The following is an 11,959-nucleotide window of genomic DNA, read 5'->3' as shown; positions in this document are numbered from 1 at the left end:
CGGCGCGTTCATGGCCAACCGCGAAGCCCTCCGCGAGCTACAAGTCCGACTGGCCAGCCGTCTTCAGGCCGCCAGGACGGAAGGCTTGTCCGTATCGTCCTGGCTGGCTGTCGAGACAGCAGGACAGAACTACCTTCTGCCTCTCGCCCAGTCGGGCGAGATTTTTCCTTGGGTCACCGTCCAGCCCGTGCCGTATACGCAAAGCTGGTTCCTCGGTGTCGCCAACCTGCGCGGCGGGCTGGTCGGCGTGGCCGACCTCGCCGGCATGCTCGGCACCACGGTCACGCGCACCGAGCAGGCACTGTCCGAGTCCAGCCTGCTGGCCTTCAATGCCGTGCTTGAGGTGAACGCTGCGCTGCTGGTGGACCGCCTGGCCGGTCTGCGCGGCACGGAGTCCTTCGTGTCGTCCGAGCCTCCTGCGCCGGAGTCTCCCGCATTCTTCGGCACCACCTACATCGATGCAGGTGGCGCGCGCTGGCAGGAGCTCAATCTGCAGATCCTGTCCCAACATCCCGCTTTCCTGAGCATCAGTGCTTGAGTTTTTCTGTAAGGCTGCACCATGTCCGTCGTCAATCAATTTGGAAAACTGTTCAACCGGAAACCCGGCACGCCGGACGCCGCAGCCGGCAACGGCGCGGCCGATGACGGTCAGGACGTGCTGGGGACCGGTTCGCTCGAGGCAGCAGCGCTGCGCGAGTACCAGAGCGACGCGATGAACAGCGTGCAGGGTGATCCCGGCGGCTACGCCCCGGAGCTCACCGAGCCCGATAGCGACGACGACCTGATCTCCCTGCCGGTGCTGGGCACCTCCACGGCGGCCGGCCACCAGCGCCGCCTGCTGGCCTTGCTGGCCATTGGCGTGGTGGTGCTGGGTGCGATTGCTTTCTGGGTGCTGCAGCAGGCAGACCGTTCCGCACAGCAGCTGGCGGCTACCGGCCAGTCCTTGATGCAGTCGCAGCGACTGGCCAAGTCGGTGTCGCAGGCCCTGGTGGGTAGCCCCCAGGCCTTCCCCGACGTGGTGGAAAGCTCGGGCGTGTTGGCGCGCAACGTGCGCGCCCTGACCGCTGGCGACAGCGAACTCAATGTGCAATCGCTGGGCGAACCCTACAAGCCCGACCTGGACGCCGTGACGCCGCTGATGGAGCGCGCCGAACGCAATGCCGGCGTGGTGATGGGCCAGCAAAAGATCCTGACCCAGGTGGGCGACGCTCTGCGCACCATCAACCGCCAGTCCTCCGACCTGCTGGAAATCGCCGAAACGGTGTCCTCGCTCAAGCTGCAGCAGAACGCCCCCGCCGCCGAAATCTCGGCCGCCGGCCAGCTCGTGATGCTGACCCAGCGCATCGGCAAGTCCGCCAACGAATTCCAGACCATGGAAGGCGTGAGCCCCGAGGCCGTGTTCCTGCTGGGCAAGGACTTGAACTCGTTCAAGGAAATCGCCCAGGGCCTGCTCGACGGCAGCCCCGAACTGCGCCTTGGCGCCACCAAGGACGCACAGACCCGCGAGCAGCTCGATGCCCTCGTGAAGCTGTACGAGCAGACCCGCACGCAGGCCAGCGCCATTCTGGGCAACCTGCAGGGCCTCGTGTCCGCCCGTGAAGCACAGTCCGCCATCATTGCCGACAGCGAACCGCTGCGCCGCCAGCTGGAAAACCTGCAGAGCAAGCTGTCGGCCCAGACCGGCCTGGGTGCTGGGCAGATCGGTGCCCTGGCGCTCGCCGGCCTGTTCGTGCTGCTGTGCGGTATCGGCATTTCGCGCGTCCAGCTGCTGGACAGCCGTGGCCGCCAGACGGCTGCCGAATCGCAGCAAAAGGACGCCAAGCGCCAGGAGCAGGAAGCCAAGCGCGTCAACGACGCCAACCAGGCCGCCATTTTGCGTCTGATGAACGAACTGCAGTCGGTCGCTGAAGGCGACCTGACCCAGGAAGCCACGGTGACGGAAGACATCACCGGCGCCATCGCCGACTCGGTGAACTACACGGTGGAAGAACTGCGCCAGCTGGTGGGCAGCGTGCAGAACACGGCGACCCGCGTGGCACAGACGACCGCCCAGGTGGATTCCACCTCGACCGAACTGCTGGCCGCCTCGACCGAACAGCTGCGCGAAATTCGCGAAACCGGCCGCTCGGTTCTCGACATGGCGAGCCGAATCAACGAAGTGTCCACACAGGCGCAAGAGTCCGCCACGGTGGCCCGCCAATCGCTGCAAGCAGCCGACTCCGGTCTGCAGGCCGTGCAGAACGCCATCGGCGGTATGAACTCCATCCGCGACCAGATCCAGGACACCTCCAAGCGCATCAAGCGCCTGGGCGAATCATCGCAGGAGATCGGTGAAATCACCGAGCTGATTTCGGACATTACCGAGCAGACGAACGTGCTGGCACTGAACGCCGCCATCCAGGCCGCATCCGCCGGTGAAGCCGGCCGCGGCTTCTCGGTGGTGGCCGAAGAAGTGCAGCGCCTTGCTGAACGCTCCGCAGACGCCACGCGCCAGATCTCGGCGCTCGTGAAAGCCATTCAGACCGACACCCAGGATGCCGTGGCCGCTATGGAGCGCTCCACGCAGGGTGTGGTGGAAGGGGCCCGGCTGTCCGACAGCGCCGGTACCGCACTGACCGAAATCGACCGCGTGTCGCGCCGTCTGGCCGACCTGATCGAACAGATCTCGTCCTCGACCTCTCGCGAAGCCGTTCTGGCCAACGAAGTGGCCGACAACATCCAGCACATTTTTGCCGTGACGGAGCAGACCGGAGAAGGTACCCGCACCACGGCCCAGCAGGTGCGCGAACTGTCGCACATGGCCGAAGAATTGCGCCAGTCTGTCGCCCGTTTCAAGATCGCTTAAGGCGATCCGTAGTCATCAACCAGCTGGCTCATTGCAGCCGGGGACGAACCCATGCCATCTATTGATGTCAAAAATGCACCGGCCGCAGACTGGACCCAGGGAGATCAGGACCTGGGTCCTTTGGCTTGGGTGCTCGACGAACTGCGCAAATCCCTGGGCGGGGCCGTCAAGTCGATGCGCCGCTTCGTGCGCGACGTGGAAACCGCGAGCGAATCCGACCTGGCCGCGCTCGACGCCGGTGCCCTGCGCATCGCACGGCAGCAACTGCACCAGGCCAGCGGTGCCCTCGAAATGGTGGGCATGGGCCCGCCAGCGCTCGTGCTGCGTGCCATGGAGGCTGCGGTGCAGCGCTTCGTGCAGCGCCCCGAGCTGTGTACCGACGACGCCACCAGCACCATCGAGAAGGCCAGCTTCGGCCTGATCGAATACCTGGAAAGCGTGCTGGCCGGCAAGTCCGTCTCGCCCGTTGCGCTGTTTCCCCAGTACCGTGACGCGCAGGCCCTGGCCGGTGCCGAGCGTGTCCACCCGGCCGACCTGTGGCCCGTGGAGCGGCGCTTTCGCGAACCCGAAGTCACCATTGCCGCCGAACCCCTGCCTTACGGCCCCCAGGCGCGCGGGCAACTGGACGCGGCCGTGCTGCGCATCGTCAAGACGGGCGACCTCAAGGCCGCCCGTGCCATGTATGAAACCTGCCTGGGTTTCGTCGCCGCCCAGCAAGACCGGCAATCGCGCGCGTTCTGGAAGATCTGCGCCGCCTTCTTCGAGTCCTTTGCCGGCGGCCTGCTGCCAGCGGACGTGTATGTGAAGCGCGTGGCCTCGCGCGTGCTCATGCAGTACGCCACCCTGGCCAAGGGCGACAACACCATCGCCGACCGCCTGGTCCAGGATCTGCTGTTCTTCTGCTCGCAGACCACCGTGCCCGCGGGCGCGGCCGCCAAATTCCCCGCGCTGATGACGGTGCGCCATGCCTTCAGCCTGGACCGCTTCAAGCCCGTGGACTACGACACCGCGCGCTTTGGCCGGTTCGACCCCGCTGTGTTGGCCCAGGCCCGAAAGCGCATTGCTGCCGCCACCGAAACCTGGTCGGCCCTGGCCGGCGGTGACCGCAACAAGATCAAGCCCGCCGCCGACCAGTTCAGCCTGGTCTGCGATTCGCTGCGCAAGCTCAGCCCTGGCAGCGAGAAGCTGGCCACGGCGCTCACGCACGTGATGGAATCCACCACCAAGTCCGGCGAGCCGCCATCGGCCGCGCTGGCCATGGAAGTGGCCACCTCCGTGCTGTACCTGCAGGCCGCATTCGAAGAGCTCGACGCGGCCGAGGACCAGATGGCCGAACGCGCTGCCCGCCTGTCCGAGCGGCTCGAAGCCGTGGGCGCCGGTGCCGAACCCGAGCCCCTGGAAGGCTGGATGGAAGAGCTGTACCGCCGTGTCAGCGACAACCAGACCATGGGCAGTGTGGTGGACGAACTGCGCGCGACCCTGGCCGAGGCCGAGAAATCACTGGACCTGTTCTTCCGCAACCCCAAGGATGCGACGGTGCTGGCCCCGGTGCCCGGGCACCTGGCGCAGATGCGTGGCGTGCTGTCCGTGCTGGGCCTGGACCAGGCCTCGCTGGCCGTGGTGCGCATGCGCGACACCGTCGACCGCCTGCTGATCAACGACATCCCCGAGGAAGAGCGCCAGCCCGCCTTCGAAAAGCTGGGCAGCAGCATGGGGGCCCTGGGCTTCCTGATCGACATGCTGAGCTACCAGCGTGCCATGGCGCGCAAGCTCTTCGTCTATGACGAGGAACTGGGCGAACTGCGCATCCTCACGGTCCGCACGCGCTCGCGTGTCACGGACAACACCCCGGAGGCCACGCCCGCCAAACTCGAAGAGCGCGCAGCGATTCCGCTGCCCGACGTCGTGCCCCGCTTCCCGGTCGAAGAGCCCGAGAGTGCCCCCACCGATTTCTCGCCCCTGCCCGGCGAATTTGCCGAGCCCGCACCCGCCCCGGCACCGGTGGAGCAAATGGCTCCCGACATCGGCTTTGGCCACCTGGGTGCTGCGCCTGCTCCATCACCCGTGCCAGCCCCGGCGCCAGCCGCCGCCTTGCCGGCCCCCGTGGTGCGCCCCCCGGTGGAAGTTGAAGACGAACTGCTCGAAATCTTCCTGGAGGAAGCGCGCGAAGTCGTCACCACCGGTCTGGCAGCCATCGCCACCCTGCGCAACGAGCCGGGTGAACTGAGCGAGCAGACCACGCTGCGCCGAGCCTTCCACACCTTGAAGGGCAGCTCGCGCATGGTCGGCCTCAACGACTTCGGCGAAGCCGCCTGGTCGATGGAGCAGGTGCTCAATGCCTGGCTGGCCGAGCAAAAGCCCATGCAGCCCTCGCTGCTGCAACTGTCCACCGACACCCTGCACGCCTTTGGCGACTGGGCCGACAGCCTGGCCTCGGGCAGCCCGACGCACTGGCAACCCGAGGCCTTCCGCAAGGCCGCGGAAGCCATGCGCCAGGACGGCACCCTGCTGCCCCTGACCTCGGGCGCCGCCGAACCGGCTGCTGCCGAGGTCGCCTCCCTGATCGAGGTGCCTGCCGACACCGTGGCTGAGGTACCCGCCGCGCTGCCCGAAGCCGAGCCCCAGCCGGTGGAGGACTTCGCGCCCGTGCCGGAACCGATCGATGTGTCCGCCGTGCCCGAAGCACTGCCGCAGGAAGACGAGGAAATCGTCCACGCCGACTTCGTGTCCACCGAAGTCCCGGAAGACGCCCTCGAGCCCGAGATCGTCGCGCTCGAAGCGCCCAGAGAAGTGCCCGATACCAGCTCCACGGTCACCGAGGAGATCGATTTCGCGGTGTTTGCCGAAGCCGTCGCCCAGGTGCCCGACAGCCCCGAAGCGCCGCCGGCCATCGAGCCCCCCGTTGCGGTCGAGCCGCTTGCCGCCACTGCGGTGGACTTCGACCTGCCGCTGCTGGACACCTTCGAGATCGCCGCCGAGCCCGCGCCGGCCCCCGTGCCCGAGCCGGTGGTGCAGGCGGTGTCCGACACACCGTTCGAATTCGCACTCGACGACCAGTTGCTGGATGCCGGCGCCCCGGCCCCCGCACAGCCCGAGGCGGTGCCCGAGCCCGAAGCCCTGCTGGCCTTTGCCCCCGAGCCCGAGGAACTGCAGGCGCCAGCCGCCGCTGCCGAGCCCGTGGAGCCCGAAGCCTTGCCGGAAGTTCTCCCCGAGGTGCTGCCCGCAGTGTTGCCAGAGGTCGCGGCAAGCCCCGTGGTGCCAGCCGTCGCTGCCGCGCCCGTGGTCGAAGAGGCCTCGTTCGACGAGGCCGTCAAGGTCATCGAGACGCTGCGCATCGGCATTCCGCTGTACAACGTCTACCTGAACGAAGCCGACGAATGGTCGCGCCGCCTCGTTACCTGCCTGCAGGAATGGTCGCTGGAACTGCACGAGCCCTTGCCGGACACGGCCGTGGCCCTGGCGCACTCGCTGGCGGGCAGCTCCGCCACGGTGGGCTTCACGGCGCTGTCCGAACTGTCGCGCGTGCTCGAGCATGCGCTGCAGCACGTGCAGTTGCAGACCCGCGGTACCAAGGAACAGGCCCAGGTCTTCATGGATTCGGCGGAAGACATCCGCCGCCTGCTGCACCAGTTCGCCGCCGGCTTCCTCAAGGAGCCCAGCCAGGACGTGCTGGAAGCGCTGCGCCTGATCCTGCAGACCGAGGTGGACAACACCCTCTCGCCCGAAGATGAGGACGAGGTGGAAGTCCAGGCGGTGGCAGAGCCTGAACCAGAGCCCCAACCCGAGCCCGAGCCTGAGCCCGAAGCGTTCGTGGCCCCGGTGGTGGTGCCCACGGGCCATGTGGCGCCCGCGCTGTCGCCCGTGGTGCACGATGACCAGGGCTACGAGCATGAACAGGATGTGGACGATGCCATCGCCCGCGCCGTGGAGCTGTCTTCCGACATCGATGACGACATCGACGCCATCGACGTGATCGATCCCGACCTCTTCCCGATCTTCGAGGAAGAGGCCCAGGAACTGCTGCCCCAGCTCGGCGGTGCCCTGCGCCAGTGGGCCTCGCGCCCCGACAACCTGGGTGCCCGCAGCGAGGTGCTGCGCGCCCTGCACACGCTCAAGGGCAGCTCGCGCCTGGCCGGTGCCATGCGCCTGGGTGAAATGGCCCACCGCCTGGAATCCGCCATCGAGCAGCTCGATGTGGAAACCGTCACCAGCGCCGAGATCGAGCCGCTGCAAGCCAACTTCGACGGCCTGCAAGCCAACTTCGCCGCCCTGAGCGCCATCGGTACCCAGGGCCCGGCCGACGCCGTCGTCGCACTGCCGGTGGCTGCGCCCGCGCCAGCCGCAGCGGCAACTGCCGCCGCAGCACCCGCCACCCCTGCGGCCGCTGCAACCGGCACGCCGGAACAACGGCCTGCCGCTGCCACTGTGGCGCCTGCCGCCCGCATGGCCGGCCCGTCGCAACTGGCCCCGCTGCGCGTGGCGGCCAACCAGTCGGTGCGCGTGCGTGCCCAGCTGCTGGACCGCCTGGTCAACCAGGCCGGGGAGGTGATGATCAGCCGCTCGCGCCTGGACGTGCGCCTGGGCCAGTTCCGCTCCTCGCTGACCGACCTGTCGGGCAACCTGGACCGCCTGCGCCTGCAACTGCGCGACATCGAGGTGCAGGCCGAATCGCAGATGCAGTCGCGCCTGGCCCTGTCCAAGGACTCGGCCGCCGGCTTCGACCCGCTGGAGTTCGACCGCTTCACCCGTGTGCAGGAACTGACGCGCATGATGGCCGAGTCGGTCAACGACGTGGCCACCGTGCAGCGCAACCTGCAGCGCACCATGGAAGGCGCCGAAGACGACCTGATCGCCCAGGGCCGCCAGGCGCGCGAACTGCAGCGCGACCTGCTGCGCACCCGCATGGTGGAGTTCGAAGGCATCGCCGAGCGCCTGTACGCCGTGGTGCGCCAGGCCTCCAAGGAAACCGGCAAGCAGATCAAGCTTGATATCACCGGCGGCTCCATTGAAATGGACCGTGGCGTGCTGGACCGCATGACCCCCGCCTTCGAGCACTTGCTGCGCAACTGCGTGGCCCACGGCATCGAGAACCCCGAAGCCCGCGTGGCCGCTGGCAAGCCCGCCTCGGGCACCATCACGGTGGACCTGCACCACGAAGGCAACGACGTGTCGGTGGAGTTCCGCGATGACGGCGCCGGCCTGAACCTGCCGCGCATCCGCGAGAAAGCCGTGGCCCAGGGCCTGATCGAGCCGGGCCTGGACCTGAGCGATGCCGACGCCGCCAACCTGATCTTCACGCCCGGTTTCAGTACCGCCAGCGAAGTCACGGGCCTGGCCGGCCGGGGCATCGGCATGGACGTGGTGCGCTCCGAGATCAACGCGCTGGGTGGTCGCATCGAGACCACGACCGAAACCGGCAAGGGCGCCGCCTTCCGCATGGTCCTGCCGCTGACCACGGCCGTGACGCAGGTGGTGATGCTGCGTGCCGGTGACCTGTCCATCGGCGTGCCTGCCAACCTGGTGGAAATCGTGCGCCGCACCTCGGTGGCCGACCTGCAGGAAGCCTACAAGGCCGGCCATTTCGACGATGGCCTGGAGCAACTGCCCTTCTTCTGGGCGGGTGCGCTGCTGCAGGCCTCGGCCCGCAGCCATGAATCGGTCGGCAAGACCCGCCCCGTGGTGGTCTTCCGCAGCGCTTCGCAGCGCATCGCCATGCACGTGGACGAAGTGCTGGGCAACCAGGAAGTCGTGGTGAAGAACCTCGGGCCGCAGCTGTCGCGCCTGCCTGGCCTGGCCGGCATGTCCGTGCTGGCCTCGGGTGCCGTGGTGCTGATCTACAACCCGGTGGCCCTGTCCACCGTGTACGGCGACCAGGTGCGTGCCGCCAGCGAAAACCTGCCCATGGTCACCGACCGGGTCGAGGCGGGTGGGGCGGGCGTTGCGCCGCTGCCATCGGGCATCAGCCAGGTGCCGCTGATCCTGGTGGTGGACGACTCCATCACCGTGCGCCGCGTCACGCAGCGCCTGCTGCAGCGCGAAGGTTATCGCGTGGCCCTGGCGGCGGATGGCCTGCAAGCGCTGGAGCGCCTGCAGGAGGAACGCCCCACGGTGGTGCTGTCGGACATCGAAATGCCCCGCATGGACGGCTTCGACCTGGCGCGCAACATCCGCGCCGACGGCGCCCTGCGCGACCTGCCCATCATCATGATCACCTCGCGGATCGCCGAGAAGCACCGTGAGCATGCGATGGAGCTCGGGGTGAACCACTACCTGGGCAAACCGTATTCGGACGAAGAGCTGCTCAGCCTGATCCAGCACTACGCCCGCATCGCCGCTGCCGCAGAGGCCTGACAAACCATCCGACGCCTGCATCCTTCACCGGTGCAGGCGTTAGTGTTTGTGGGGACTTGCGGCGTTTTTGTGTCTGTCTGCCTGACCAGAGGTACCGATGGAGTCGACTTCACCTGCCGGCGACAGCCGGCTGCTGGCCTGCCTGGCCTTGGTGGCGCGCGAAGGCGCGTCCGACCTGTTCCTGCTTGCGGGCGCTTCGCCCACGGTCAAGCGCCAAGGGTTGTACGTGCCCATCTCGCGCCAGGTGATGGGCCCCGACGACATCCGCATGATGGCCTACTCGGTGATGCGCAAGGCGCAGCGCGAGGAGTTCGAGGCCACAATGGAGTGCGACCTTTCGTACACCACGCCCGATGGCGAGCGCTTTCGCTTCAACATCCATATGCAGCGCGGCCAGGTCGGCATCGTGGTGCGGCACGTGGTCTCCAACATTCCGCAGCTCGACCAACTGGGCCTGCCGCCGGTGCTCAAGCAGCTGGCGTTCCTGAACGGCGGGCTGATCCTCACCGTGGGCGCGGCCGGTTCGGGCAAGACCACCACGCTGGCGGCCATGCTGGACCACCGCAACGAGCACGCCAACGGGCACATCCTCACCATCGAGGACCCGATCGAGTACCTGCACAACCACAAGAAATCCCTGGTGACCCAGCGCGAGGTGGGGCTCGACACCCTGTCCTACGACGAGGCCCTGCGCCGCGCCATGCGCGAGGCGCCCAGCGTGATCCTGATCGGCGAAATCCGCGACCGCGCCACCATGCAGCACGCCCTGCACTACGCGCAGTCGGGCCACCTGTGCGTGTCCACCCTGCATGCGCACAATGCCAGCCAGTCGGTGCAGCGCATCCTGAACTTCTTCCCCGAGACGGCCCACCAGCAACTGTTGATGGACCTGTCGCTGAGCTTGAAGGCCGTCGTCGCGCAGCGCCTGATCAAGAGCGTCAAGGGCACCCTCGTGCCCGCCACCGAGGTCATGCTGCTCACCCCCTTCGTGGCCGACCTGATCCAGAAGGGTCAGGTCGATGAGCTCAAGACCGCCATCATCCGCGGCACAGAGCAGGGCATGGGCAGCTTCGACCAGTCGCTGCTGGCCCTGGTGGAGGCCGGCACCATCACCCCGGCCGAGGCGGTGGCCAATGCCGACAACCGCACCGACGTGACCCTGCGCCTGCGCCTGGCGTCTGGCAACAGCCTGGCCATCGACGATGGCGGCATGCAGATGGCCGAAAAACCGCGCGACCCGATTTCGCGGTTCTGACAGGCGCCACCCCATCGGGGTGGCAGCGCCCTCACGCCGCCGTCTTCACCACGGCATAGCGTTCCAGCGTGCGCTGGCGCGCCACGTCGTGGTCCACGATGGGGTGCGGGTAGGTGCTGCCCAGCACCACGCCCGCCTCCTGCAGCTCCAGCGGCCTGGCCTTCCACGGGGCGTGCAGGGCCGCATCGGGCAGGCCGGCCAGTTGCGGCAGGTACTTGCGGATGAACTGGCCCTTGGCATCGAACTTCTCGCTCTGGCTCACCGGGTTGAAGATGCGAAAGTAGGGCTGTGCATCGCAGCCGCTGGAGCTGGCCCACTGCCAGCCGCCGTTGTTGGCCGCCAGGTCGAAGTCGTTGAGGTGGGTGGCAAAGTACGCCTCCCCCCAGCGCCAGTCGATACCCAGGTCCTTCACCAGAAAGCTCGCCACCACCATGCGCAGGCGGTTGTGCATGTAGCCCGTCTGGTTGATCTGGGCCATGGCCGCATCCACCAGCGGGTAGCCGGTGCGGCCCTCGCACCAGGCCGCGAACAGATCTTGGGCCTGGGGGCCGCTCTCCCAGCGAATAGCGTCATAGGCCGGCTTGAAGCTGTACTCCACCACCTGCGGGTGGTGCGCCAGGATCTGGTGGTAGAAATCGCGCCAGACCAGCTCGCTGAGCCAAGTGGCGGCGCCCGCGTTGCCCTTGGCGGCCAGGCCATGCGCCGTGCGCGCCAGCAGGCGCGGCGAGATGGTGCCAAAGCGCAGGTGTATGCTCAGGTAGCTCGGCCCCTTCACGGCCGGAAAATTGCGCGCATCCTCGTAGCGACCGATGCGCTGCCGGAAATCCGCGAACAGCGCCTCTGCTCCGCTTTCGCCGGCAGGCAGCGCCAGCCCCGCGGGTTCGAAACCCAGGGCCTGGAGTGCCGGCACGGCATGGGCGTGCGCCTGGGGCCGGGGCGCCAGGCGGTGCGCGTGGCGCTCCACGGGGTAGCTTTTGAGGTAGAAGGCATCCACCTTCTTGAGCCAGGCATTCTTGTAGGGCGTGAACACGCTGTAGGGCTTGCCCGTCTGGGTCAGCACCTCGTCGCGCTCGAAGACCGTGTGGTCCTTGTAGGTGTGCAAGGCGCGCCGCGCCGCCGCCAGCCGCGTGCGCACGCGCTGGTCGCGCGCCAGGGCCTCTGGCTCGTCGTCGTGGTTGGTGAACACCGCGTCCACGCCCAGCTCCTCGGCCAGGGCGGGAATTGCATCACCGGCCACCGCGTGCAGCACGATCAGCCCCCCCGTGGCGTGGCCCGACAGGGTGCGCAGGCGCTTGTCCAGCTCGACCAGCGACTCGCGGATGAACTCCACGCGCCGGTCCTTTCTGGGCAGTGGATCGAGGATTTCCGTATCGAAGACGAAGGCGCAATGCACCTTCTGGCAGGCGGTCAGCGCGTAGTACAGGGCCGCGTGGTCCGTGGCGCGCAGGTCACGCCGGAACCAGACGAGACCGGTGGAATAAGAGGGCTCCATGTTCACCGTTAAAATT

At 67.6% G+C, this 11,959-nt stretch carries 5 protein-coding genes; 4 read left to right on the top strand and 1 reads right to left on the bottom strand.

Going from position 1 to position 11,959, the window contains the following annotated elements; all coding sequences use genetic code 11:
- Positions 1 to 10: 10 nt before the first annotated feature.
- The 4 genes from AC0IZS_RS03815 (at position 11) to AC0IZS_RS03800 (ending at position 10,451) form a co-directional block, all read left to right on the top strand.
- Positions 11 to 538 (top strand): chemotaxis protein CheW, encoded by a 528-nt coding sequence (locus tag AC0IZS_RS03815; RefSeq protein ID WP_322596228.1) that lies wholly within the window; start codon positions 11 to 13, stop codon positions 536 to 538.
- Between the two features lie 21 nt (positions 539 to 559).
- Positions 560 to 2,845 (top strand): methyl-accepting chemotaxis protein, encoded by a 2,286-nt coding sequence (locus AC0IZS_RS03810; protein ID WP_471634430.1) that lies wholly within the window; start codon positions 560 to 562, stop codon positions 2,843 to 2,845.
- Between the two features lie 51 nt (positions 2,846 to 2,896).
- Positions 2,897 to 9,196, top strand: coding sequence for a hybrid sensor histidine kinase/response regulator (locus AC0IZS_RS03805; protein ID WP_471634429.1), 6,300 nt, complete (start codon positions 2,897 to 2,899; stop codon positions 9,194 to 9,196).
- Between the two features lie 97 nt (positions 9,197 to 9,293).
- Positions 9,294 to 10,451, top strand: a complete 1,158-nt coding sequence (locus AC0IZS_RS03800; protein WP_471634428.1) for a PilT/PilU family type 4a pilus ATPase — start codon at positions 9,294 to 9,296, stop codon at positions 10,449 to 10,451.
- Between the two features lie 31 nt (positions 10,452 to 10,482).
- On the opposite strand, the gene AC0IZS_RS03795 is transcribed toward AC0IZS_RS03800, so the two are convergent.
- Positions 10,483 to 11,943, bottom strand: a complete 1,461-nt coding sequence (locus AC0IZS_RS03795) for a cryptochrome/photolyase family protein (protein ID WP_471634427.1) — start codon at positions 11,941 to 11,943, stop codon at positions 10,483 to 10,485.
- Positions 11,944 to 11,959 lie beyond the last annotated feature (16 nt).

This window comes from Acidovorax sp. AC410 (assembly GCF_979253235.1).
This window is presented reverse-complemented; position numbering and strand designations above follow the sequence as displayed.

Coding starts and splice junctions, on each gene's coding strand:
- AC0IZS_RS03795 (WP_471634427.1), bottom strand. CDS start 11,943: ATGGAGCCCTCTTATTCCACCGGTCTCGTCTGGTTCCGGCGTGACCTG.
- AC0IZS_RS03815 (WP_322596228.1), top strand. CDS start 11: ATGGCCAACCGCGAAGCCCTCCGCGAGCTACAAGTCCGACTGGCCAGC.
- AC0IZS_RS03805 (WP_471634429.1), top strand. CDS start 2,897: ATGCCATCTATTGATGTCAAAAATGCACCGGCCGCAGACTGGACCCAG.
- AC0IZS_RS03800 (WP_471634428.1), top strand. CDS start 9,294: ATGGAGTCGACTTCACCTGCCGGCGACAGCCGGCTGCTGGCCTGCCTG.
- AC0IZS_RS03810 (WP_471634430.1), top strand. CDS start 560: ATGTCCGTCGTCAATCAATTTGGAAAACTGTTCAACCGGAAACCCGGC.